The organism is Maribacter sp. UBA3344, from assembly GCF_002362375.1.
In the GTDB taxonomy this organism is placed as follows: domain Bacteria; phylum Bacteroidota; class Bacteroidia; order Flavobacteriales; family Flavobacteriaceae; genus Maribacter; species Maribacter dokdonensis.
Map to the genome: position 1 here is coordinate 122,903 of NZ_DERI01000002.1, position 25,372 is coordinate 148,274.

The following is a 25,372-nucleotide window of genomic DNA, read 5'->3' on the forward strand; positions in this document are numbered from 1 at the left end:
ATTAGGGTAAATTAATTCTAACGCATACAACATGAGATACATATGTACGTTTTATTAAAAAAATACGTGATATGCAGTTTTTAAATCCTGAGATAGAAGCATTGACAAAAAGAAAAAGCACACAAAGCTTGGTCAAGAAACAAGTTTCATGTGGCATTTTTCAAAATGTAGATGACATTCCTGTTGTAGAAGAAACCGTTGAACTCAAAAAGGTGTAGGTTTTACTCTTCGAACAAAGAAGTATCTAAACCAGGAATAAGGTTTAGAGCGTTTTGGTAGTATAATTTCCTTAACACTTCATCGGGTAAGTTTAATCCGTACATTGCCCAAAAAGCATGGTATTTCTTGTAGTAGGGAAAATACTCGTCATTGCTTTCAAGCACCCTAAAATACGTCGGAAATTCTTCGGGCTTCCAACTGTCTTTTCCAAATAATACCCTGTCTTGATATTTGATAAAAAAAGCTCTTGCATGTTGTGGCTGTCTTCCTAACTCGGCAATTACAGCAGATATCCCAACATTCATGTTGGGCATTTCATCTAATAATTCACCTAGTTTTTCTAAGTTATTTGCGTGCCAACCCATGTGGGCATTAATAAATTTAGTATTAGGATGTTTTTTAAATACATTGTGCTGTTCTTGAATAATCTGTTCAAACGGGGCGGGGTCTGTTGCCGTCCGTTTTCTTCTAGGATGGGTTTTTAGCTCTAGCCAACGTTCATTATCTGCATCCATATCATCCCAAAAAGATTTGGGATCAGCCGCGTGTATTAATACTGGAACGCCCATTTGGGCACATTTGGCCCAAATAGGATCTAAGCGAGGGTCGTCAATGGCCAATCGGTTGCCATTGGCGTCTTTATTTCTCAGTCCTAAGCTTTTAAATATTTTTAGTCCTTTAGCGCCATTCTTTATGTCCTGTTCTAATTGAGCTGCAGCTTGTTCGCCCCATGCCATATCTTTTGCTCCTTCAAAATCAACATTGGCAAATACTACAAATCTATTAGGATAACTCTTATTGATATTATCTACTTTTTCTTTTAAGCTTTTGCCCGATCTACCACTTAAGTTTACCATAATGGCTTCGTTCATGGCATCCATGTGGGTAATTAAACCATTTAAGGCTTCTACGGACATATCTCTTTGATGGCTATGAACATCAATGAATGGGAATTTTGCTTTTGTAATCTCTGTTCCCGGTACAACTAATGTAGATGTTGGATTGTATTCTTCAAAGCCCATTTCTTGGGCAAAACTAGGTGATGTAACTACGGCCAAAAAAGTAATTAAAATAGTGTTCTTAAGTTGGGTCATTTGCTAAATATGTGTTTTTTTGGCTTCTGCCATTAACTGTTCGTATTCTCTGGTGGTATCAATATCTTTTATTTGCCTTGCAGCATTTAAAGAGATGATGTTGTTAGTATGTTTATTCAAATAATCTTTTGCCCCAAAATCACCATCTAGTTGAGACAATGCCTTAAAGTGCAATGTAGGGAACAATACAGGAACACCTGCTTTTGCATTATAATCCGTAGCTATAATTTTAGAGGTGTTTTTTTCAAATTGGTCAATTAAATTGTTTAAATGTTGGTGTTCAAGTAAGGGGTGATCAGCCAAACAAATTAAAATACCATTATATGGTTCATGCTGCTTTAGTAATGATTGAACACCGTATGCAATACTATTACCTAAACCCTTATCCCAATGGGTGTTGGTGAATACATTTATATTCATTTCAGTTAATTGACAGGTAGATGCAATAAGATCCGCATTGGAACCTAGAACAACGTTAACACTTGTGGCATCAGATTTTTGAACAGTTTTTATAGTTTCAACTAGAAAATTAGAGTCTTTCCAGGGCATAAGTTGTTTAATGCCTTTCATTCTTCTTGAAGCACCTGCGGCCATAATCAATACAGCAATCTTCAAAGCCATGTTAATGATGAATTTCTTTCAACTTATCTTTTAGCATCATAGGTTCGGTTTTTCTGATTACCGTTAAAATTTCCGCTAAAATCGATATTGCTATTTCCTGTGGTGTTTCGGCACCTATATTCAACCCTGCAGGACCATGAATACGTTCAACAAAACTGATGTCTATATCCATGTCATGTTCCAATAATTCCGATAATAGATTTTCTCTTCGCCTTGCCGGTCCCAATACTCCCAAATACGCAGGATTACAGTTTTTTAAAGATATTAGGTATTTCAAATCTTTTACATAGCTATGGGTCATTAGTAATACGGCAGTATTGCTATCTATGATATCTACTGGAAAATCTTCTGGTTCATAGATTAATATGGAATCAATACCTGGAAAATCCTCTATGGTTTTATCTTCTTTAGGGGTAACGGCAACACTTACCTCCCAGCCCATGCCTAAACCAAATTGGGAAAGCTGAACGGCGTCATGTTCACCACCAATTAACAAAATTCGTTGGCAAGGAGCCATAACCTGAGAAAAATGCAGCGCTTCTGTTTGCCTTTCGGTTAGCATGTTAAATGCATAATTAGTAGCATTTATGGTGATAAAAGTACCGTATCCTTTAAGTTCCCCATAAGTCCTTTTGTAAGATGTAACTAATTGAAATGATTTTCTATCCTTGATTACCTGGTCAAATGCATGCAAACAAGTTTCGTTTGGCTCAAATGGCTCCAACAACAAATAAAGTATTCCTTCACAGCCTAATCTATACCTGCCATCATACGTCATTAGTTTTGCACAATTGTTTTTAAATACCGATTGTGCCTGAAACAACACTTCTTTCTCAACACAACCACCACTGACCGCACCGATCATAACATGGTCTTCGCGTATAAGCATGCGAACACCGGGTCTACGATAAGAAGAACCGTCTAAATCTACTACTGTGGCCAAAACACATTTTAAACCAGAAGCTTTGGCTTGTCTATACTCGTTAAATATCCTTTTGAACTCGTGGGTCATTCATTGCATTTTACATCTTCTAATGTAGTGAAATTATAATTTATATTATGAAGCGTTATGTGCTTAAGCCTAACAAAATATAGGTCTTGTAGAATTTAAAGGCTTTAAGTGGGTAAGCTTTAACAATCTTTAACATTAATTTTATTATTCGCTATAATTTAAATAAACTTTGTGCGTTCTGCTAGTTGAACCCGTAATAATTGAATATGAAAAATTTTTTAAAAACCTTTAGTGTGTTTTTTATGGTTACCCTACTTGTTTCTTGTGGTAACGCAGATGATGATGTAAGCATGATTTTGAACACTGGAGACGGACTGGGAGAAGGAACGGAAGTTGATGAATGTTTAGGTTTGGAAGAAGGTGAGCTCGTATTATCCATACAAGATCAATATACCACATTGCCAGGTAAAGTTTCAGTATTTTTCAAAGTATCCGATACCAATGGAAACCCTGTACCCGGGTTAACGGCAGACCAGTTCACTATTTATGAGCAAGGTAGAAATGATGATTGTTTTAATACCATTTCAACGTCGGAATCATCGGCACGTATTTCTCCAAATTCACAAATTTTCTCGAACAATACCTTATTGGTACTTGATTTAAGTAATAGTGTATTGAGCAGTAGTCTAGAAGAGCTAAAATTAGCTTCAACTAGTTTTGTTGACGCTGTTATGCCTGCTACTACACAAGAATCTGTAAAAATGGCTATCTACTGGTTTGATGGTGAGGATGAATTACATTTATTAAATGAGCTTACTCCGTCAAAAACTGAATTAAAAGATGCTATTGAGGGTATAACGGATGATATCAGTAATGACCCTTCAACAGACTTATATGGAGCCGTTATCAAATCGACCGATATTGCATCGGACTTAGTAAAGGTTTCTACGGCTGATGGTAAAATTGGAGCTGCATCAGTTGTGATATTTACTGATGGTACCGATCAAGCATCACGTTATACAGAAAGTGCTGCCCTGAAAAAAGTTAATGAGGCAAATGCGAATATTTCATTCTTTAGTATTGGGCTTGGTGCTGAAATTGACACTGAAGTTCTAACAGCTGTTGGTAAAACGGCCAGTGTTTTTGCTACCAATAAAGATGAGCTGGAAACAACATTTAGAGATATCTCCGAAAAGGTTTCTGAAAGAGCCAATAGTTTCTATTTATTCGAATATTGTAGCCCTAAAAGAGATGGTAGCGGTGAAAATAACTTAGCTATACAGGTCAATACAGGATCTAGACAGGGAGCGGTACAAACCAAGTTTAGTGCAAACGGATTTACCGGAGGTTGCGAATAGATATAACACCTACAAAAAGTAAAAAGAAGCATGTAAATGCTTCTTTTTTTTGCTCTTAACCGAAATGAACAACATATTGATAATCATTTTGTTGTAGACGTGTTTTACAGGGAAAAACGGATTGAGTTAAAAATTTAAACATCCGTAATTCTGTTTAAGCCGTATATAAAAACGATTAAACTAATATTAATTAAAAAGAACAAAATGAAAAGATTATCCTTAGTTACTATAGTATCTGTAGCGCTTTTAACTTCATGTGTTTCAAAAAAGAAATATGTTGCATTAGAAGATAACTTATCTCAAACCCAAAGTACCCTACAGAAAACACAAGTAGAAAAAGAAGAGTTGCAAGCTCAAATGACACGTATTGAAGCTCGTGTTGAAGAGTACAATAATAAAATAAACTCTTTAAAGGAAATGAACGATAGCCAGTTCACAAGTGTGGACGATGTAGCTGTAATGAGCAACAACACAAAGGCTAAGATGAGAAATACATTGAAAAATGTTGACCCTGCAAAATTAGCTGGTGCTAAAACATTACAAGATTCAATGAACTTGGCAGTTTCTTACAAATTAAAGCAGTCTATCTCTGAAGAAGGAGAAGATATTGATGTTAGTATTGATAAAACTGTGGTTATGATCAATATTTCTGATGAGTTATTGTTCAATACAGCTAGTTATAGAGTAAGTAACAAAGCTGACAATATTCTTAAAAAATTGGCGGATGTTATCAAGTCAGAGCCAAGTATGGAAGTTATGGTAGAAGGTCATACAGATTCTAGAACCATTAACACACCTATGGTTACGGATAACTGGGATTTAAGTGTAAAGCGTGCTACTTCAATCGTACGTAAATTACAGAAAGAATATGACGTAGATCCTTCTCAATTAATTGCTTCTGGTAGAAGTAGCTACTTACCATTGGTAGAGAACGATACTAAAGAGCACATGGCAATGAACAGAAGAACTAAGATTGTTATTTTGCCAAACTTAGATAAGTTTTTTGCACTTTTAGATGCAGAAGATGCTATGTAAAGCACAAAATCTATATATGTAAAAAAGGGAAGCAAATGCTTCCCTTTTTTTATTCCATTAATGGTATGACCTTTATCTAAAAATCATACTATTGGGTACATTGATATCGGTCTTTTTTAAGTTGACCAAAAATCCGTTTATGACCGCATATTCCGTAACTCCATTTTTTTCCAAAAAGAACGTAGGATTTATTCCGGGTGATAAGTTCAATTCAGGAACATTGTATTTTGCACCAATCAAGTGCACTGGAAATGGCGAATTAATGCGCTTTGCAGGAAACGTTGATAAACGCACATACCCAAATCCCTGCTTTAAAATATCATTGAAATTCAAAGCTTTTACCTCTTCAAAAGAATTTAAAGTCCTTGGATATACTTTTGCTTGTTTTATGGTATACCCAGTGGCATCTAAGGTTTCATAACCATAATATGTAGAAAGATCACCTTGGTCTAATATTCTGCTACTATACCAAAATGAATTGTGATCCGGGTAATCTACTTCAATTTGATTGATGCCTAGGTCCAAAACGTAGGTATTACCCATTAGGTTATAACTTGCTCCTATTATTTTAAGATCAAACAACTTTCTGTCATTTTCGGGAATTTCCTCATATTTCTCAATGGCAATGGTTTCGTAAGATTTTTTTGCGATCGTATATATGGCCGATAAAATTGAAGTGTAATTTAGCTTCCTAATTTCCTGTTTTTCAATATCATTGGGGTAACCGCCAGACTCTATTAAAATGGTACTTGTCCCCCATTTTTGAATATTATCTCCAAAAGCACGTGGCTCAAAATCATCATTATATCTGCCTACTTGTCCCGGGGCATACTTTTGAAGAATATTATTCATGAATACAATAATTTTCATGGCATTGCCACGGGTTTCATTAATATCCTTTTCATAATTATAAGCTGGTGCTAAATAAGAAATGGTAGCAGGCTTTTCTGTTCGTTCCGCATTATAGTACGTGCTTTGATCATGTAGGTTGAATCCGAAATCGGCATTTAAACTGTCTCTCACCCTTTTTAAGGTTTTAGATTCGGGCGATTGCAATCGTAGGGCATCTCTATTGATATCTATACCCAAAAGATTACGTCTTTGAAAAAGTTCTGCCCCATCTGGGTTCAGCATGGGTAAAAAATGAATGGTTAAATTAGAGAGAATCGCCTCTTTTTCTTTTTTGAAATCTGCACTGTCAAAAAAATTCAGAATATCAAATATAGCCTGTGTCGCTGTAGGTTCGTCACCATGCATTTGAGACCAAAGAAATACATTGGTTTCCCCAGAGCCAATACTAATTAAACTTAACTTTTTTCCGCCGATCGACTTTCCTACGGTTTGAACCTTAAATTTATCGTTTACCGTAAAATTGTCTATCAATGGTTGAATATCTGCTCGTTTAATGCGTCTCTTTCCAATAGAACCTTCTTTGTAATTCTCATAGGTATCATACAATTGGGAGGTAATGTTGTCGGTTTGGCAAATGACCGAACAAGAGCATAAAAACAATGCGGCTAGTAATAGGTGTTTCATTCTATAATTATATTAATTATGATTAGTAGGTAATTTTTTAAAGTTCAAATCTTTGACAGCTTTTCTAACATCGTTCATGAAGGCTTTACCAGGATCGGTCTTTTTAGTTCTATATCCTTCATCTTGTTCTAACCATAGCGGATGATTTTCAAAGAGCGTATACTCATAATGACCAATTAGATAGTCAATGTCATATTTACCCTTTAAGTATCTAACAAGCCAAATGTTAGACTTTAGCTGTGCTTTGGTCAGGGGCAAATCATCTGTACCACCAACGTTCTCAACTCCAATAGCACAATGGTTTAACCCAATTACATGGCGTGCCATGGTTGTTTCTGGCATTAATTGATATATGGTGCCATCCCTATCTATCATAAACTGTGAAGATACATTTAAACCGCTCACATTTTTAATATCAGGTCTCCAATTAGGTAATGATACGGGATCAAAAGCAGCAAAAGACTTTTCAAATGTTGGAATAACCGTCCAATGCAATACTATCATTTTAGGGTCGATCTCAGGGGAATCTTGCTCTAATCCGTATCTGTTTTGCAAGTATTCCAAGGTTAACACCTTCCTTTCCTCATTAAAAGTAATTGGTCGTTCTACAATAGTTTTAGATGAAGAACATGAAAATAAACCTATTAAAACGATGTAAAAAAGATATTTTTTCATTTAATGATGCTTTCCGTGCTGTCTTTTTCAACAGCGTATGATATAGTAATTTTTCTTCTTCCCCACTCCTTGGCTTTTTCAATATTTTCACCCATGTAAATATCTATACGGTTACGCCATCTAGAATGCATTTTATCTTTTACAATATAAATGCCTTCAAAGGTATCTATCTTTACCAGAGTATTATAAGAAAGCCCTTTTTTTAAAAGATCTCTAGAGACGGCTATCCATTTTTTTCCTGGTTTTATGGAGTCGCCCCATGCCGTAATTGCAGGGTGTTCGTATGATGTTTGGTTGGGTATTGAATTATAGGCCGTTGCCGTAACTTCCATAGGCACCCAATCGTATTTATCTATTACCACTTCTTCTTGACAACTTAGCACCAAAATGGCAAAAAATAAAACGACCCCTCTTTTCAACATAGTTACTAATGTAGCTTATTTTTTAAAATTAGTAGATCCGTATAACTTTCTTTCCATGCTTCTTCTAAGTATTCCGGGGCTGGTGTAAATGAAAAACTAAGGGCACTAAGTACGATGTCAACATCTCCATCATCATCAATATCTTCGGCATCCATTAAAAACCACCGTCCTAATTTGGTGTTAGTTAAATGCTCTTGGGAAAACGTATAAGAAGTACTTTCCTTATTTTCCAGATATATGAAATTATAATCAGGGTGATTATCAAAATCGGGGAAAGTAGCCAACAAAGCGAAATCAATGTCCCCGTCTTGATCAAAATCATTGGCAACAACCCTTGTAGCACCGTTTAATGGATAAAAATATGATTCTTTAAAGTTGTTCTGTCCATCATTTATATGAATTCGCATACCGTGGTATGGTTTGTTTACAAAAGATTTGTCTGCGTTGTCCCCATTAACGGTGATGATATCCTCAAATCCGTCTTTATTATAATCAACAAGCTCAATCCAGCTAGATCCATAGACCGGACTAAACCGTAGTACCTTTTCAGCTTCGAATTTTAAATTTTCTTGTTGGTATAATATATAGACCGATTCATCACCTTGTGCAAACAGCACTACCAAATCCTCTTTGCCATCATTGTTCATATCTTTAGGTATTGCCCTTAACGCACCTGGTAAAGCTAGTAGCACTTTTTCTTCGTAAAACCCGAAATCATTTTTCTTCAACAAGGTTAATTTTCCCTTTAAGTCTCCAAACTCGCTTATAACAATTTCCTCACTACCATTTTTATCAAGGTCTAAATATAGGGTGTGTACCGGTCTATGGAGAGAATCCTGTAATACCGCTGTTTCATTTCCTTTTCTTAAAACAGCTGCGCCACGTGGTATTTCATTGGGGTCCATTTTCCCCATACTAGTGACATACACACTATCATTTAAAATTCTGGCATTGATTATTGCGGAGTCGAAATCTCCTAAAAGCTGAAAGTTCTTGGTATTTAAATCATATGTATTTAATTCTCCTTGACGGCTACCTGTAATTATTCTGTTATTTTCACTATCGATATCCAAATATGTAATCATACTGCCCTTTACGCTATCTAAACTTATAGGGAAAGCCGTGAATGTATCTAGTGGTTTACTTTCAGTTTTATGAACATTACTTAGAAGACTATCTGGAGCCAATTCAATTATATATTCCTTTAGTAGTTTCCAGTCTTCTAACGGAATTAAAGGTTTTGAAGGGTAAACGCCAGTTTTGATTACAGCAATTTGTTCATGAAAAGGTAACTTGTAATAAGGGTGTTTTCCTTTGGTAAATATGCCCATTCTGGCTCCCATTTCGGGTAACACTTCATTTTTCCAGATATCTTTGGGTAAAGATTGTATATCTGGAGCAATATGACAACTAGCACAGTAACCAGTAAAAAGGGCTTCCTCCCTTGAAGGTTTCTCTGTATTGCATGAAATAAAGACCATAAATACAATACAGTAAAAACATAATTTTAAATTCATCAATTATAATGATTTCGTATAGTGACTTTAATAGAATATGGAAGATACCTATACCCATAAAACCTTGCAATATACATGAATGCTTTTCTTTAAATTTGTTGATATGAAAAAAGAAAAAAAACCGGATAATGTCGTCTTTGATGAAGATGCTCAAGAATATCATGGAAAACTACTGCCATTTGCAAGTGGTGTAGCGGCCCCTAGAATTACACCACCCGATGTTACTTCATGGAAAAACACCCATATTGTAGGTGCTAATAACCAATTTAAAGCACAGTATGAAGCTTTGCAGAAAGCTTATGATAAATTAATGACCGATTTTGAATATAACAATTTGGTCTACAATGCTAAGTTTAGTTTTGAACCCATTGTAGGCAAGGAGTATCACTTGTACCGTGCTAAGGACCAGAGTACCTTTCTATCATTGATTTTGCCCCAAGAATGCAATTTTGACTATTTAGGAAGTTTTAGGTTATCTGCAGATAAAACTTGGCAAAAATTGTAAGTTGCCATTTAAGAATTCTGATTTTCAATCAGATAAAAACCATCAAACAATAATGAGAAAGTTAAAATTACTTTTAGGAATTGCCTTGGTAGGCATTATTGCCGCTATTTATTTTAATTACCCGAAGCTGAACCTCATTTCCGGTTACGCATCAAAAAGTATGGCATCCAGTGTATTTATTGCGGATAGAGAACCCGTGGATGTAATATTAAACGATCACGAAATGCCTTTGATCAAGTTATCTGATTGTGAGGTTTCCACTGAGGATAATTCTGCTACTGCAAGCGTTTATGGACTTATGCCAAGAAAAGCGGTTTTCAAGGAGGGGTTAGGTGCCGTCTTGACCAATGACGAATATGAGAAGCATAATTTTGATATCATCCCCAACAGGTTTTTCGTAAAAGATACACTACCGTTTCCTTTTGGTAACAACGGTGTAAAAGATACCATTTTAGCGAATGTTGATTATGATAAATTAGAGGTCGCATTTGAAAATGCTTTTAAAGATCCTGAACAGAGAACAAGGTCTCTATTGGTGGTTCATAAAAACCAAATCATAGGTGAACGCTATATTAGAGGATTTACGGAGGATACCAAAATATTGGGGTGGTCTATGACTAAAAGTATATTAGCTACACTTTATGGTATTTTAAAGTATCAAGGGGAAATGAAGATGGATTATAAACCATTTGGCAATGAGATACGTATGAAAAATCTGAAAAGTAATATTACTATAGATCATTTATTACGCATGCAGAGTGGTTTGGCTTGGGAAGAAAATTATTTTAAAATATCAGACGTTACCCGCATGCTTTTTTTAGATTCGGATATGACTTTGGCACAGCGTAATAAAAACGTAATCGCGGCCCCGACCGAAATTTGGAACTACTCTTCCGGTACCACCAATCTTTTGTCAGGGATATTGCGCGAACAATTTGAAACCCACCAAGAATATCTAGATTTTCCTTATCAGGAATTGATCGATAAAATTGGTATGAATTCAATGTTGTTAGAGACAGACTTAATGGGTAATTACATACTATCATCCTATGCGTGGGCAACAACCAGAGATTGGGCTAAGTTTGGGCTACTATATTTAAATAAAGGGGATTGGAACGGGGAGCGTATTTTCTCGGAATCTTGGGTGGATTACGTTTCTACCCCCACTGTAAATTCTGATGGAGTCTACGGCGCACATTTTTGGTTGAATGCAAATGGAAAATATCCAGATATATCCAAAGACCTGTTCTCCGTAAACGGATTTCAAGGTCAACGCATATTCATAATACCCTCGAAAGATTTAGTTGTGGTACGTACCGGACTGGAAGAGCAATCTGACGAACAGTTCAATACATTGTTAAAGGAAATCATAAGGTCTATTAATAATACACTTTAGCTTTAAATAATTTAAGCAACACCACAATTCTCAAGAAACACACAACAGATTGCTCTTACATGACAACAATAGTTTCTATGAACTGAAGAACATATATATCTTTACAGTGTTGTTAAAAACGAAATAAATTTTTTCATTTTCATATAGTGTTCTCGTAAAAGAGTCTGATCTTCAAAGGGTTGGACTCTTTTTAGTTTAGGGTGGTTTTTGTTTTAAGTGTTCAGAAAAAAGTATTAAGTAAAAAGTACTGAGTATTAAGTACTGCTTTATGATAGCTAAACGCTTCGCGTTTGAACAACCACTTTTAGCCGTTAGCCTAAAAAAGTTCATTCTTTCTTTTGGAAAAATGAACTTTTTTAAAACAACCATCAACGGACAACCATCAACGGACAATCAACTTACGGTAGCCAATTATTCTTGCCAAAATCAGGTTTACGCTTTTCTAGAAATGCATTTCTACCTTCTTTTGCTTCTTCGGTCATATAAGCCAATCTTGTTGCTTCACCGGCAAATACTTGTTGGCCTACCATACCATCATCGGTTAAATTCATGGAGAACTTTAGCATTTTAATAGAAGTTGGAGATTTCTCCAATACTTCTTGTGCCCATTGAAAAGCAGTATCCTCTAATTCATCATGAGGTATAACGGCATTGACCATACCCATGTCAAACGCATCTTGTGCGGAATAGTTTCTACCTAAAAAGAAAATTTCACGTGCTTTTTTCTGTCCCACCATTTTTGCCAAATATGCAGAACCGTATCCACCATCAAAGCTGGTAACATCAGCATCGGTTTGTTTAAAAATAGCATGTTCCTTACTGGCCAAGGTCATATCACAAACTACGTGAAGGCTATGTCCGCCACCAACGGCCCAACCCGGTACAACACAGATCACCACTTTGGGCATAAAACGAATCATTCGTTGTACTTCAAGAATATTCAAACGGTGCTGCCCATCTTGCCCAACATATCCTTTCTCTCCCCTAGCCTTTTGGTCACCACCGCTACAAAAAGACCATATTCCGTCTTTAGTTGAAGGACCTTCCGCAGAAAGTAAAACCACTCCTATAGAAGTATCTTCCTGTGCATCATAAAATGCTTTTATAAGTTCACTTGTGGTATGTGGTCTAAAGGCATTGCGCACATTAGGCCTATTGAAAGCAATACGTGCTACGCCGTCACATTTTTTATAAGTAATATCATCAAATTCTATGGCAGTTTTCCAATCGGGTGATTTCATAATTTCTAACAGTTCTATTATCGCATAAAGATAAGGTTTCAGAATATACCCGTCAAAATCTGCATGACCACATACCCCTTTAAAAAATGAGTTTAACTCAAACGAGTTATTTATCAATTTGTTTGAAACACTGATATTGACCCATATCGGCTAAGTTTACATCGAATTAAATAGATCGTTTCATGAAACAATCCCTTTTTACATTTATAAAATCGCTACGAGAATTTCTAGAAAATAAGCTCAACCAGTACAATACAACGTTACCTTATGTGATAACTGTAATTATTGCCCTGGTTATAGTCGTAGGCGGCATAAATCTATTTGTAGAATTAACAGAGACATTAAAGACCGAAATGCTTGCCAATTATGATACTGCAATAACGGATTACATTGTTTCTAGACGTACACCTGGCTTAACCAACTACTTTAAATTTATGACCAATGTTGGCGATACTTATGGCTATTTAATTGTATTATCCATTTTTTTGCTAGTCTCCCTTTTGGTTTTTAAACGTTGGAAATATATTGTACAGGCAACTTTGGTATTAGCATTGGCAACAGTTTCAAATATGATGTTAAAACGATTTATTGATAGAGCTAGACCAGGAATAGAACATTTGGTCTCTGTGGAAACCTTAAGTTATCCTAGCGGACATGCCATGAGTGCAATGGCTTTCTATGGCTTTCTCATTTTTTTGGTGATCAAATTCGACATTCAAAAAGTGTTTAAATATCTGTTGGTGTTAGTATTGGTAACGGTAATTTTAAGTATTGGTATTAGTCGAATTTATTTAGGGGTGCACTTTCCATCCGATATTGCGGGCGGATTCATTGCTGGTTTTATCTGGGTTGTTTTCTGTGTTTTGGTATTTGATCTAATTCAATTATTTAAACGCGACCCCAAAACTTAAGTAAAGATCAACTTTAATAAAAAAATAACGTAGCTAAAGTACTATTGAAAAAACGGTATCTGTATTTTAGTTACACTAAAAACTTCACAAATTATAGACATTGTACATCATGAAATCATCTTCAAAAATTGCCTTGGTTACGGGTGGTAGCCGTGGAATCGGTAAGAATATTGCACTAAAGATCGCCGAAAAAGGATTGGATGTTATTTTGACCTACCATTCCAAAAAAGAGGCTGCAGAACAAGTGGTCAAACAAATTGAAGAACTAGGGCAAAAAGCCGTAGCATTTCAATTAGATACAAGCGATACATCAAATTTCTCTAGTTTTTTCAAAAGAATTAGCATGTATTTGAATGAAAATTATCGCATAGCTAAATTTGATTATTTGATAAATAATGCCGGAACGGGAATTTACAAGCCTTTTTTGGAAACCACCGAAGCCGATTTTGATGATATGATGAACATTCACTTAAAAGGCGTTTATTTTTTAACCCAACATGCCGTTGACCAATTAAATGATGGTGGCGGTATTATAAATATATCCTCTGGGTTGGTACGTGTTACCATACCGGGTTCTTCTGCGTATGCAAGTATGAAAGGTGGTATTGATGTATTTACAAGGTTTTTGGCAAAAGAGTTGAGTTCAAAAAAAATAAGGGCAAATGTAGTGGCTCCTGGTGCCGTTGGTACAGACTTTGGTGGTGGTGCAAATAAAGATAATGAGGAAAGACGTCAAAAAATTAGTAGTAATACGGCTTTAGGTCGCGTTGGTGAACCTGAAGACATAGGAGGTGTTGTAGCCTTTTTGTGCACAGAAGATGCAGGTTGGATCAACGGTCAACGTATTGAAGCGACCGGGGGATTGATGTTATGAGCAATATTGATTCTTAGGTAGATACCTAGTGAATAGTCTAGTTTTCATTTTAATTATCATTAAATTTAAATGCTAATTCATTTTAAACTTATGTAATTATTATGAAAAAAATTTCGCTACTTATCGCCTGCCTTAGCCTAGTTACTTCAGTTAGTTTTGCCCAAAGTTTTAGGGGCTTAGATAAAAGTCCGTTAGACAGGGCATATTTACCTGATCATTTTGCCCATGATATAAAATTTGCTCCAGAGCGAAATTTACCTGACAGCCCTATTCTAAAAATAGATTATAGTAGACCCCAAAAGAAAGGTCGCCAAGTTTTTGGTGGTATGGTCAAATACAATGAAATATGGCGACTTGGTGCTAATGAGGCAACTGAGATAAAGGTTTATCAAGACGTTAAAATAGATGGTAAATTACTTAGGGAAGGAACGTATACTATGTATGCTATACCTACCGAAGAGATATGGACCATTATATTTAACAGCGATGTTGATCAATGGGGACACTATAGCTATGATGATAAAAATGATGTTCTAAGAGTTGATGCACATGTCTTACAAAACGATCAACCCGTAGAAGAATTTTCCATTCAATTTGAAGACTCAGAACAAGGTGTTGCTCTAATGTATATTGCTTGGGATATGAACAGGGTTGAGATACCTATTGGTTATTAGAACAATTAAAATTATTGAACTTCTATTAACAGAGGAATCTACTGTGTTGCCAGTTTGACGTTTTATAAAAATTTTAGAGCATATGTTTAGTTGTGCCTAACGCCAATTAATCTTTATAAAGCGTTGGTTCTTTTCAAATTCTTTAGGAGTTTTATCTAAAATCTCATGTCTAAGTGCATCTAATAACACCTCTTTTGAAAAAGTTTGTTGAACAACTAGACTTACTTCCCTTACCGGTTTTGGTTTTTGAAAATGAAGTACATGGCCATTATCATTAGTGCTAATGGCCATTTCAGGCACTAATGTAAATCCTCCATAATTATCTACCATTTTCTTTAAAGCTTCAATAGAACCGCTTTTAAACTGAATGTTTCCGTTAGTATTGGTATGACCACAAATATTTAGAACCTGGTTTCTAAAACAATGTCCTTTCTCCAGCAACCATAAATTACTTAATCCTTCTATTTCCTCAACAGATATTTTGTTCTTATCCTTATCTATAAAACCAGGCTGCCCATAAAAGACAAAAGGCTCATTGTATAGTTTTATTTCCCTTAGGTGGGCATCGTTCAATGGTGTTACCAATAGACCTATATCTACTTCCTTATTGTGTAAAGACCTTATAATTTGGTCACTTTCCATTTCTTCAATCATCAATCTTGTGTTGGGATATTTCTTGGAAAATGGTCCTGAAATTAATGGGATCAAATAAGATGAAATTGTGGGCAATACGGCTAAACGGAATTCCCCTTCAATACTGTTCAACTCAATATTCACCATATTTTTAAGTTCACGGGCTTCTTTCAATATCATCTTCGCCTTCAATATGAACATTTCCCCTAAACTGGTAGGCTTTAGGGGAAACTTACTCTTGTCAAAAATTAAAAATCCTATTTCATCCTCTAATTTTTTAACCTGTATGGTTATGGTAGGTTGGGTAACAAAACACTTTTCTGCGGCCGTAACAAAGTGTCTATAAGCGTCTAGAGCTATCACATACTCTAATTGTTGCAAGGTCATTTAGGTGGCATATTAATTTTAGCAATACAAGTATATAGAGTATTAATTTGATTGATAAGCGCTTCTAATTGAATTTTGCTTCATCATTATAACATAAATCTATAAAGAATGAAAAAAAGATTAGTGACGCTTATCACCCTAGCCTTGGTAGGTGTAGGTTTGGCCCAATCTAACAACACAATAACTACAAATGGTGGTGTTCCAGTTGGCGATAATCAGAATTCCAAAACCGTAGGTGAATATGGACCCGTTTTATTGGAAGATATTTATTTGGTAGAAAAACTGGCAGCGTTTGATAGGGAAAGAATTCCAGAACGAGTGGTACACCCTAGAGGCGCAGGAGCATCGGGGTATTTTGAAGCTACTAAAGATATGTCCGAGTTCACAAAAGCGGTATTGTTTTCACAAGTTGGCAAAAAGACAGACCTTGCCGTTCGTTTCTCTACCGTAATACATGGAAAAGGTTCTCCTGAAACTGCAAGAGACCCAAGAGGTTTTGCCGTTAAGTTTTATACGGAACAAGGAAATTATGATATCGTAGGTAACAATTTGCCTATTTTCTTTATCAGGGATGCCATTAAATTCCCGGACATGGTACACTCGTTAAAACCTTCGCCTGTAACCAATAAACAGGATCCTAACAGGTTTTTCGATTTCTTTTCGCATGTGCCAGAATCTACACATATGCTTACAAGATTATATACGGATTTAGGTATTCCAAAAGGATACCAATACATGAACGGTAGCAGTGTGCACGGTTATAAATGGATAAATGCCAAAGGAGATGTTACTTATGTAAAGTATTCGTGGGTTTCTAAACAAGGTGAGAAAAACTTGACTATTGAAGAAGCCGCTGAACAACAAGGGAAAGATTGGCAACATGCTACCATGAGCTTAAGAAAGGATATTGACGATAAAAATTATCCTCAATGGGACTTGTATGTACAATTAATTAAGCCAGAAGATATGCATTCTTTCGACTTTTGGCCTTTAGATGCAACTAAAGATTGGCCTGCCGATAAAATTGAAAAAATTAAAATTGGTACCATGACTTTAAATGAGAACCCGGTAAACTTTTTTGAGCAGGTAGAAAGTATTGCTTTCTCTCCAGGTGCTTTAATTCCAGGTGTAGAACCTTCTGAGGATAAATTGTTACAAGGTAGATTGTTCTCTTATTTTGATACACAAAGACATCGTCTTGGTCCTAATTTTTTACAATTGGAAGTCAACAAGCCTCTAGAAGAACCTAACAACTATAATTCTGATAGTTGGAACAGTGCCGGAAATAAAAGATTTGAAAATCCGGATGTGAATTATCAACCAAGTTCAAAAGCTGCTTTAGTAGAAGATCCACAATACAAGCAATCAGAAACTACACTTAGCAATGTAACTATTACACAAAAGAAAATCTCTAAAACCAATGATTTTGCCCAAGCTGGGGATTTTTATAGAACGCTATCTAAACAACAGCAAGAAAATTTAATTAAAAACTTAAGTGGCGATTTAAGTGCTGTAACAGATAAAAACATTCAAAAAACCATGATTGGTCATTTCTATCAAGCAGATAGGAATTTTGGAATGGCTTTAGCAAAAGCACTAGGTTTTTCACAGAAAGATTTCATGCATTAAATATTTATACTAAAAAGAGGGTGCTATTATGCATCCTCTTTTCCAATACAGAAAATAATGAAGAATTTACTAATACTAACTATTATGATAAGTACACTTATAGGTAACGCTCAAAACATTTTTGAGGCTTCTAGAACTGGAGATGTAGAAACATTACGCAATCTTTACAATCAAAATAAGGAGTCAATAAGTGCCGTTGATAGTAAGGGATTTACCCCTTTAATATTATCAGCATATAACAACCAAAAAGAGGTTGTTGCATTTCTATTGGAGAAAGGTTGCGATGTAAATGCTAAAGATACATCTGGCAATACGGCATTAATGGGTGTTTGTTTTAAAGGTAATTTTGAAATAGCTAAAATGCTTATTGACAACGGAGCCAAGGTCAATCAGCAAAACTATAATGATGCAACGGCGTTAATTTATGCCAGCACCTTTGGTCATAAAGATATTGCTGCATATTTATTAAAGAATAATGCAAACAAAACTATTGCTGATAATAGAGGGAATACAGCATTAAAGCACGCGCAAATGCAAGGCAATGCCGATATTATTTCGTTATTGGAATAAGATTTTTTATTCAATTGTTGATTAAAAAAATGCTCTTTTATAAGGGCATTTTTTATGTGAAATAGTTAACTGATTTTTAATACGTGCTTTACATTTAATAACTATAGATTGTTAAATAAAACACAAATTAATATAATGGCTAAACCATGCCTTCTACAACTTGTCTAATTTTAAAATACTTAAATAATAAAGGTGCAGAAATATTTACTAATACTCTTGACTTCAACCATTCTCTTTAGTTTTTCTAAAGACACTACCATAATGGATGTAAAAGAAAAAATAGTAACAATTAACGATATTCCTGTTTATAATTTTGAATCACTAGAACCACTGTTATATACCGATTCTAACAAAATTCATATTGTCAATTTTTGGGCAATGTGGTGTGCACCGTGTATAAAAGAGTTACCTATTTTAAAGGAATTCGAAATAAACAATCCAAACGTGGAAATCACTTTGGTGAGTTTAGATTTTCCTGAGGATATTGAAACCAGGTTAAAGCCGTTTTTAGAGCGTAAAGGTATTACCTCTAAAGTAGTATTGCTCGATGACCCCGACCAAAATAGCTGGATCAATAAGATAGACCCTAACTGGTCTGGCGCCATACCTTTCACTATTATATTTAATAATGAAAACCGAACTTTTCATGAGCGTGCATTCAATGATATTAAAGATTTGGAAAACGAAGTATATAACACTATTAATAAATAAAAACCATGAAAAAACTTACGTTAATTTTAACGACAACATTGCTAGTAGGTAGTTTTTTATTCACGACCAATTTAAATGCTCAAAATAGACCGGGACCACCTCCAAACGGTGAGCGTAAAGGTCCTCCAGGTGGTGGTCATAGCCCAGAACAGACTAAAACCTTAGAGGAAATAGGCGGTTATAAAATTGGTGAGGTTGCTTCAGATTTCACACTGAAAAATGTTGATGGTAATATGTTTTCATTATCTGATATTACCAATGCGAAAGGTTATATTGTAGTTTTTACTTGTAATGAATGTCCATTTGCAAAAATGTATGAAGACCGTTTAATTGATCTTCATAATACATATGCTCCAATGGGATATTCAGTAGTTGCAATTAACCCTAATGTAAGTGAAGATAACGACAGGGAAAGTTTTGCTGCCATGCAAAAAAGGGCTAAAGAAAAGCAGTTTCCATATGTATATTTAGCAGATGAGTCTCATGAAGTTTTTCCAAAATACGGTGCAGTTAGAACGCCACATGTATTTTTATTGGACAAAGAAAGAAAAGTGCAATATATAGGTACAATTGATGATAACGCGAGGTCTGCAGAAGATGTAAATACAAAATATGTAGAAAATGCAATTCAAGCACTTCAAAAAGGCAAGAGTCCAGAACTTACTTTTACAAAAGCCATTGGTTGTCCCGTAGCTTCAAAATAGGTTATACATCTTTTTATAAAGCACCGGTAAAATATGATTTATCGGTGTTTTTTTGTTTATAAAATCTTGCTAATCTCATTGATTAATTAAGGAGAAATAGTCTTTCTATTATACTAATTGTAAGTGTATTACGTTAGAAAATGAATAATCGTTAACAGGCACCTTAAAATGAAAAACCTACTACTACTTTCGGTAATTTTTTTGCTAGTTTCTTGCTCATCAAGTGATAATGACGAACCCGTAGTTATAGATGATGAAGAAATAACTGAGGAAAATAATGATTCTATAGGGGAAGAAGAAAATGAATTTACTTTTGAACTTCCTGTTTCCACGGTAAACTATAGTGCTATGGATAATTGGGCCTATCACCCCAATAAGACAACCCTTCTTACCAACTATAATTTAGATATTGATGTGATCAATGAAAATCTGGAAGTTGACCAAACCATAGCCATTACCAATAATGCAACTACAGATACTGGCATAGATGTATTTTGGGTGCATCCAACTCAAATTACGGAGAATTCGGCTGTTGAAAATATTCCCATAGAAGATCAACCCGGCACTATAATTTCTTTAACCATATTGGCTCAGGGCGGTTTATTGGCAAAGTACGGCAGAATGTTTGCACCAAGATATAGACAATCAACAGGTTTAACATATCAAGCTAATGTGGAGAAAGAACTACAGGCCAATGTAATTGCCACATCATATAGCGATATAAAAGCTGCTTTTCAAGATTATTTGGCAAACTATAATAATGGAAATAAGATTATTTTGGCTGGGCATTCACAAGGATCTTACTTATTGGGAATGTTATTAAGGGATGTTTTTGATGATGACCCAAGTTTAAGAAGTAGATTGGTAACTGCCGCACTGGGTGGTATGGGCTATGTGTATGCCGCAGAAGGAGAATATGCGGGCGGATGGTGGCAAAATATTCCTTTATGTACCACGGTATCTGAATGTGGTTGTATTAACAATTGGGCCGCTTTTGATGAAGAACAGACTATAATAGATATCAATCCCGGTTTACCGGAATTTAACCCATATTTGATTAACGGAGGATTGGTATACCGGGAATTCAATGCAGAAAGAGATTGGTTTGTACAAGATAATAGTTATTACGATGTTGCTTTCTCATCTTTGGAAAATTACATAACTCCTAAATCGGGTTATGATTTTGGCAACGGGGCAAATTTTTTAGCTTTTGACGGATTATATAATGTAAGACAACGAAGAGAGGGATATCAAAAAGTAGTATTAAGCCTAACCTATGATTTTTCTGATACTGAACAGCGTCCTAATGAATTAGAGGAAGAAAAAAGCCACCCAAATTATGACAATTGGGGCTATCATACTAAAGATTATCACATATACCTTTGGGCATTAATGCAACAAATAGACGAAAAAATAGCAAACTGCTTGTAATTTGTGCTAATCTGAAATTTTCATGCTATAATTATTAAACTATTCCTATCTTATCGCTTTAAACGATAAGAATAATGAAAAGTAAATATAGCTTTATAACTGTACTATTGTTTGTATTTTGCTTCTTGGCTTGTAAGAATACAACCAAGAAAACAAATGATGCTCCTATTGAGAATGATCCAGAAGAAACGGTTTACGCAAGTGAGGTAATTCCGTTCTTTGATGATTGGAAATTAATTTTGGGCGATGGTTCAAATGCGGGAGTAGCCAATAACTTTGAAAACAAAGATTTCTTCTACGTTGCCAATGATGGCAAAGATGATTGGGTAGTTTTTAAAGCACCTAATGGTGGCAATACTCATGGTTCTTCAAATAATACCAGAACCGAACTGGCGCAAATTAAAAAATGGTACCCGAAAACGGCAAATGACAAATTGACGGCAACTCTTAAAGTAATGAACGTGTCATCTACGGGAGATGCCCGTGTGGCAGCAACCCACGCGGTAGTTGTGGGTCAAATTCATAGCGCAGATGCCTTTGAAAACGAGCCATTGAAAATCTTTTACAAAAAATACCCAGGTCATACCAAAGGCTCTGTATTTTGGCATTATGAAATCAATACCGCTGGCGATGATAATTCTAAGAGGTGGGACTACTCTACTGCTGTTTGGGGCAATGATTTCTCGGTAGTTGGTGAAACTGTAGATACCTATCCTGCGGAACCTGAAGATGGCATAGCGCTAGGTGAAGAATTCAGCTATGAAGTTGTTGTAAAAGACGGAATCATGAGCTTAAAGTTTATGAGTGACGGACATGAAACCAAAACGTTTACCAAAAATTTACTGCAATCGGAATACCCAACACAGGCGGATATACCTGAGCAAACCAAGAAATTGTTCTTCCCTATTGGTCAAGATGGTGTAGAACGAAAAGAAGCATACGCTGGTGAAGGCTGCTTTTTTAAATTGGGCGCTTATAATCAAACCAATGGGAAATCTCCAGATGAAAACATGAACTGGTGTTCAGGTGCAGAAACCCATGGTGGCGATATTCAAAAGCAATATGCCGATGGCAATTATGCAGAAGTTTGGTTCAAAACGGCTGGTATAGAAGTTAGCGATGCTGCAGTATCAAACGAAGGATATTTTTCTAAAAACGACGATTACAAATCAAAGTAAAGGTTGCTACCATATCAGCCATTGAAATGTAGACGTCTATTGTTCAAAAAACTGTTTGCTTAAGCTATTTAAATCATTATTAATAAACTAACGTTAATAACTTTACACAATACTAATACAATATTGTTTTCTATTTTTTTGAATTTAGCGAACTTAGTTGCTCACCAAAATAACCGATTATAATTATTCAATGAGCAGTATTTCCGAGATTTTACAAAAAATAAGAAGTAAGAGTCCTTTAGTTCATAACATTACCAATTATGTAGTCATGAACAATACTGCCAATGCTTTATTGGCTGTTGGTGCATCTCCTGTAATGGCACATGCTAAAGAAGAGGTAGAGGATATTGTTGCTATTTCTTCTTCACTGGTTATCAATATGGGAACACTGAGCGACAAATGGGTAGAAAGTATGCTAATGGCTGCAGCACAAGCCAAGGCGACCAATACCCCTTATGTTTTCGACCCGGTTGGCGTTGGTGCATCTGCATACAGAACGGAAGTGGCACAGAAGATCATAGAGACAGCAATACCCAATGTAATTCGTGGAAATGCCTCGGAGATAATGGCCTTGGCTAAATTGACCAATTCCACTAAAGGTGTGGATAGTACTATGGATACCCAAGATGCCATTGAAGGTGCTACCCTACTTGCCAAGCAACTTAATAACACCGTAGTGATCAGTGGTGCTATAGATTACATCATCACTGCAGATACTATTAGTACAATAGAAAATGGAAGCCCGCTTATGGCAAAAATTACCGGTATGGGCTGTACGGCAACCGCTATGGTAGGTGCTTGTTTGGGGGTTGAGGAAAATACACATTTAGCTGCAGTTACTGCAATGGCAATTATGGGCGTTGCAGGTGATATGGCAAATGATAAGAGTGCCGGTCCGGGCAGTTTTCAAATGAATTTTTATGATAGTCTATACGAGCTTTCCCCTGAAGTTTTAGCGGTAAAAGTTAAGACGAATGCCTAAAATAGATTACGCTTTAATGTATGTTACCGATGATAGTATTAGGGACGATAATACCTTTTTTGCTATTCTAGAAGCTGCTTTAAAGGGCGGTGTAACATTGGTACAATTACGTGAGAAGACCTGTGACACGGCTACATTTTACAAACGTGCCGTTCATGCAAAAGAGTTGTGTGTTGTTTATAACATTCCATTGATCATTAATGACCGTATAGACATTGCACTGGCAGTGAATGCAGACGGAGTTCACATTGGACAAACCGATATGCCATTTAACGTTGCCAGACGTTTACTGGGAAAAAGTTTCATTATCGGATTATCGGTAAGTACTTTGGAACAAGCTATAAAGGATAATGCCCAAGCCGCTGATTATATTGGCATCTCCCCTATTTTTTCAACGGATACGAAGACTACAGATCTAGCAAAACCTTTAGGAATTTCGGGCCTTAGATCAATACGAAAAATATATAATAAACCTATGGTCTGTATTGGTGGTATCAACAAAAATAATACAGCGGAGATTATAAGCAACGGTGCCGACGGTATTGCCGTAGTTTCCGCAATTTCAAAAGCAGTTGAACCTCTAACGGCAACAAAAGAATTAAAACAAATAGTATGCAAGACTGGTACACACTAGTAAGACAAGAAACAGATTTTATTCTAGAAGCAATAAAACAACAGCCCTTTATCAAAGAACTGATGAACGGCACGCTGTCATCGGATGTATTTCAATTTTACATCAATCAAGACGCCATGTATTTGGCGGAGTATAAAAAAGTACTTGCTACAGTGGGTGTTAAGTGTCAGGATGAAAACGACACACAGTTTTTTCTGGATTCGGCAACCGGCATTATTCATGTTGAAAATGCGCTACATCAAATTTTCTTGAAAGATAATCGGTTAACACACGAGCCCTCGCCTACTTGTGAATTGTACACTAGTTATTTAACACGTATGGTAGCAAACCATTCTTTAGAAGAAGCATTGGCAGCCGTGCTCCCCTGCTTTACCATTTACAAAGAAATTGGGGATTACATTCAAGAAAACCAAACCAATAAAGCAGATAACCCATATCAAGATTGGATAGATACCTATGGTGGGGAAGAATTTGCAACTTCGGTCAATAATGCGGTAGCCATTACCAATAGGTATGCCGAAAATGCTCCTGAAGAAGTTTTACAAAAAATGAAAACAGCTTTTATAAAAGCATCTAAATTGGAATGGATGTTTTGGGATAGCGCCTATAATAAAGAAACATGGAAGATTTAAATAGAACCTATAATAGTGTGTTAAGTATCGCTGGGAGCGATTCTGGCGGTTGTGCAGGTATACAGGCAGATATTAAAAGTATTAGCGCCTGCGGAGCATTTGCTGCAACGGTAATAACGGCCACCACGGCTCAGAATACGCAAGGTGTAACAGATATACACGCTATACCCATTGCACATTTGGAAAAACAACTAGATGCCGTATTGAGTGATATTTATTTTGGCGCCATTAAAATTGGTATGCTCCATTCTTGCGAGGTAATCAATGTGGTAGCGGCTAAATTGACCGAGTATAAAGCAACTAATATTGTATTGGACCCTGTTATGGTGAGTACATCCGGTCATAAATTAATTGCGGACGATGCTATTGAATGTTTAAAGGATTTCCTACCAAAGGTAAGCTTGATTACGCCCAACATTCCCGAAGCGGAATTATTGATCAATGAAAAAATCAACGAAGGCAACATGAAAGCTATGGCACAAAAAATTGGTGAACAGTTTCAAGTCTCCGTTTTGTTGAAAGGTGGTCATGTGGATAATGATTCTTTTATTATGACCGATGTTTTTTATGTTCATGAGACCAAAACAGTAAAAATCATCACCAACCCAAGGGTAAACACTACTAATATACATGGTACCGGTTGTAGTCTTTCTTCAAGCATTGCAGCTTATTTAAGTTTAGGATTTTCTATGGATGAAGCAATTACAAAAGGGTGTAATTACGTAAACCAAGCTATTGCCGCGGGTAAAGATAAAATCTTGGGTCATGGCAATGGTCCTATTAATCACTTTGGGATATAGACTTAGTGGCATTTGAAAAGGGCGATTTTATTACCAAAGAAATACTAATTC

General features: G+C 35.9%; 27 protein-coding genes. 18 read left to right on the forward strand and 9 right to left on the reverse strand.

From position 1 onward, the window contains the following. Window positions 1-71: 71 nt before the first annotated feature. Complete coding sequence (locus B2Z27_RS01295) at window positions 72-218, forward strand: hypothetical protein (RefSeq protein WP_167342504.1); 147 nt, start codon at window positions 72-74, stop codon at window positions 216-218. Between the two features lie 3 nt (window positions 219-221). Here the strand turns inward: B2Z27_RS01295 and B2Z27_RS01300 are convergent, their stop codons facing one another. From B2Z27_RS01300 to B2Z27_RS01310, 3 genes are read right to left on the reverse strand one after another with little or no spacing between them, the layout of a single operon-like run. Further along, window positions 222-1,313, reverse strand: a complete 1,092-nt coding sequence (locus B2Z27_RS01300; protein ID WP_286812256.1) for an amidohydrolase family protein — start codon at window positions 1,311-1,313, stop codon at window positions 222-224. Between the two features lie 3 nt (window positions 1,314-1,316). Next, window positions 1,317-1,934, reverse strand: coding sequence for a nucleotidyltransferase family protein (locus tag B2Z27_RS01305; RefSeq protein WP_286812257.1), 618 nt, complete (start codon window positions 1,932-1,934; stop codon window positions 1,317-1,319). A 1-nt stretch (window position 1,935) separates the two neighbouring features. Continuing rightward, on the reverse strand, window positions 1,936-2,946 hold the full coding sequence (locus B2Z27_RS01310; RefSeq protein ID WP_286812258.1) for an XdhC family protein: 1,011 nt from the start codon (window positions 2,944-2,946) through the stop codon (window positions 1,936-1,938). 206 nt (window positions 2,947-3,152) lie between these two features. On the opposite strand from B2Z27_RS01310, the gene B2Z27_RS01315 reads away from it, so the two are divergent. After that, entirely contained in the window at window positions 3,153-4,244 is a 1,092-nt protein-coding gene (locus B2Z27_RS01315; protein ID WP_286812259.1) for a vWA domain-containing protein, read from the forward strand. 204 nt (window positions 4,245-4,448) lie between these two features. Then, window positions 4,449-5,279 (forward strand): OmpA/MotB family protein, encoded by an 831-nt coding sequence (locus B2Z27_RS01320; RefSeq protein WP_058102708.1) that lies wholly within the window; start codon window positions 4,449-4,451, stop codon window positions 5,277-5,279. 72 nt (window positions 5,280-5,351) lie between these two features. Here B2Z27_RS01320 and B2Z27_RS01325 read toward each other — a convergent pair whose 3' ends face one another. The 4 genes from B2Z27_RS01325 to B2Z27_RS01340 are packed head-to-tail and all read right to left on the reverse strand — an operon-like array spanning window position 5,352 to window position 9,429. Beyond that, window positions 5,352-6,815: a M14 family metallopeptidase gene (locus B2Z27_RS01325; protein WP_286812260.1), complete on the reverse strand. Its 1,464-nt coding sequence runs from the start codon at window positions 6,813-6,815 to the stop codon at window positions 5,352-5,354. Between the two features lie 12 nt (window positions 6,816-6,827). Continuing rightward, the gene (locus B2Z27_RS01330) at window positions 6,828-7,490 is read right to left on the reverse strand and encodes an N-acetylmuramoyl-L-alanine amidase (RefSeq protein WP_058102706.1); all 663 of its coding nucleotides are present in this window, start codon (window positions 7,488-7,490) and stop codon (window positions 6,828-6,830) included. Then, entirely contained in the window at window positions 7,487-7,912 is a 426-nt protein-coding gene (locus B2Z27_RS01335; RefSeq protein WP_058102705.1) for a 3D domain-containing protein, read from the reverse strand. Before B2Z27_RS01335 ends, B2Z27_RS01330 begins: the two co-directional genes overlap by 4 nt. 5 nt (window positions 7,913-7,917) lie before the next feature. Then, window positions 7,918-9,429, reverse strand: coding sequence for an FG-GAP repeat domain-containing protein (locus B2Z27_RS01340; RefSeq protein WP_286812261.1), 1,512 nt, complete (start codon window positions 9,427-9,429; stop codon window positions 7,918-7,920). A 103-nt stretch (window positions 9,430-9,532) separates the two neighbouring features. On the opposite strand from B2Z27_RS01340, the gene B2Z27_RS01345 reads away from it, so the two are divergent. Both B2Z27_RS01345 and B2Z27_RS01350 read left to right on the forward strand, forming a co-directional pair. Next, window positions 9,533-9,934 (forward strand): DUF2452 domain-containing protein, encoded by a 402-nt coding sequence (locus B2Z27_RS01345; protein WP_074674792.1) that lies wholly within the window; start codon window positions 9,533-9,535, stop codon window positions 9,932-9,934. A 52-nt stretch (window positions 9,935-9,986) separates the two neighbouring features. Beyond that, the gene (locus tag B2Z27_RS01350; protein ID WP_286812262.1) at window positions 9,987-11,330 is read left to right on the forward strand and encodes a serine hydrolase domain-containing protein; all 1,344 of its coding nucleotides are present in this window, start codon (window positions 9,987-9,989) and stop codon (window positions 11,328-11,330) included. A 398-nt stretch (window positions 11,331-11,728) separates the two neighbouring features. Here the strand turns inward: B2Z27_RS01350 and B2Z27_RS01355 are convergent, their stop codons facing one another. Continuing rightward, window positions 11,729-12,571, reverse strand: a complete 843-nt coding sequence (locus tag B2Z27_RS01355; protein WP_215997764.1) for a 1,4-dihydroxy-2-naphthoyl-CoA synthase — start codon at window positions 12,569-12,571, stop codon at window positions 11,729-11,731. Window positions 12,572-12,753: 182 nt separating this feature from the next. Here B2Z27_RS01355 and B2Z27_RS01360 point away from each other — a divergent pair, with 182 nt between their 5' ends. From B2Z27_RS01360 to B2Z27_RS01370, 3 genes are all read left to right on the forward strand, one after another. Next, window positions 12,754-13,482 (forward strand): phosphatase PAP2 family protein, encoded by a 729-nt coding sequence (locus tag B2Z27_RS01360; RefSeq protein WP_286812263.1) that lies wholly within the window; start codon window positions 12,754-12,756, stop codon window positions 13,480-13,482. A gap of 109 nt (window positions 13,483-13,591) precedes the next feature. Then, window positions 13,592-14,356: an SDR family NAD(P)-dependent oxidoreductase gene (locus B2Z27_RS01365; protein WP_286812264.1), complete on the forward strand. Its 765-nt coding sequence runs from the start codon at window positions 13,592-13,594 to the stop codon at window positions 14,354-14,356. A gap of 101 nt (window positions 14,357-14,457) precedes the next feature. Then, a complete protein-coding gene (locus tag B2Z27_RS01370) occupies window positions 14,458-15,030 on the forward strand; it encodes a DUF2911 domain-containing protein (RefSeq protein WP_286812265.1) in 573 nt (190 codons plus the stop codon). A 96-nt stretch (window positions 15,031-15,126) separates the two neighbouring features. On the opposite strand, the gene B2Z27_RS01375 is transcribed toward B2Z27_RS01370, so the two are convergent. Beyond that, window positions 15,127-16,050, reverse strand: coding sequence for a hydrogen peroxide-inducible genes activator (locus B2Z27_RS01375; RefSeq protein ID WP_286812266.1), 924 nt, complete (start codon window positions 16,048-16,050; stop codon window positions 15,127-15,129). A gap of 108 nt (window positions 16,051-16,158) precedes the next feature. Between B2Z27_RS01375 and B2Z27_RS01380 the strand changes: the two genes are divergently transcribed. The 10 genes from B2Z27_RS01380 (at window position 16,159) to thiD (ending at window position 25,321) form a co-directional block, all read left to right on the forward strand. Continuing rightward, a complete protein-coding gene (locus B2Z27_RS01380; protein WP_286812267.1) occupies window positions 16,159-17,679 on the forward strand; it encodes a catalase in 1,521 nt (506 codons plus the stop codon). Between the two features lie 84 nt (window positions 17,680-17,763). Further along, entirely contained in the window at window positions 17,764-18,249 is a 486-nt protein-coding gene (locus B2Z27_RS01385) for an ankyrin repeat domain-containing protein (RefSeq protein ID WP_286812269.1), read from the forward strand. A gap of 192 nt (window positions 18,250-18,441) precedes the next feature. Next, window positions 18,442-18,960 carry a TlpA family protein disulfide reductase gene (locus B2Z27_RS01390; protein WP_286812270.1) on the forward strand — a complete coding sequence of 173 codons (519 nt, stop codon included), beginning with the start codon at window positions 18,442-18,444 and terminating at the stop codon, window positions 18,958-18,960. Window positions 18,961-18,965: 5 nt separating this feature from the next. Further along, a complete protein-coding gene (locus B2Z27_RS01395) occupies window positions 18,966-19,664 on the forward strand; it encodes a thioredoxin family protein (RefSeq protein WP_286812271.1) in 699 nt (232 codons plus the stop codon). 168 nt (window positions 19,665-19,832) lie between these two features. Beyond that, window positions 19,833-21,095, forward strand: coding sequence for a DUF3089 domain-containing protein (locus tag B2Z27_RS01400; RefSeq protein WP_286812272.1), 1,263 nt, complete (start codon window positions 19,833-19,835; stop codon window positions 21,093-21,095). Window positions 21,096-21,169: 74 nt separating this feature from the next. Further along, the gene (locus B2Z27_RS01405; protein ID WP_286812273.1) at window positions 21,170-22,273 is read left to right on the forward strand and encodes a polysaccharide lyase family 7 protein; all 1,104 of its coding nucleotides are present in this window, start codon (window positions 21,170-21,172) and stop codon (window positions 22,271-22,273) included. 190 nt (window positions 22,274-22,463) lie between these two features. Further along, window positions 22,464-23,255 carry a hydroxyethylthiazole kinase gene (gene thiM, locus B2Z27_RS01410; protein WP_286812274.1) on the forward strand — a complete coding sequence of 264 codons (792 nt, stop codon included), beginning with the start codon at window positions 22,464-22,466 and terminating at the stop codon, window positions 23,253-23,255. Continuing rightward, window positions 23,248-23,889, forward strand: coding sequence for a thiamine phosphate synthase (thiE, locus tag B2Z27_RS01415; protein ID WP_286812275.1), 642 nt, complete (start codon window positions 23,248-23,250; stop codon window positions 23,887-23,889). The genes thiM and thiE overlap by 8 nt, the downstream gene beginning before the upstream one ends. After that, window positions 23,868-24,521 carry a thiaminase II gene (gene tenA / locus B2Z27_RS01420; protein WP_286812276.1) on the forward strand — a complete coding sequence of 218 codons (654 nt, stop codon included), beginning with the start codon at window positions 23,868-23,870 and terminating at the stop codon, window positions 24,519-24,521. Before thiE ends, tenA begins: the two co-directional genes overlap by 22 nt. Then, complete coding sequence (gene thiD, locus B2Z27_RS01425; RefSeq protein WP_286812277.1) at window positions 24,509-25,321, forward strand: bifunctional hydroxymethylpyrimidine kinase/phosphomethylpyrimidine kinase; 813 nt, start codon at window positions 24,509-24,511, stop codon at window positions 25,319-25,321. Before tenA ends, thiD begins: the two co-directional genes overlap by 13 nt. The last annotated feature ends 51 nt before the right edge of the window (window positions 25,322-25,372 follow it).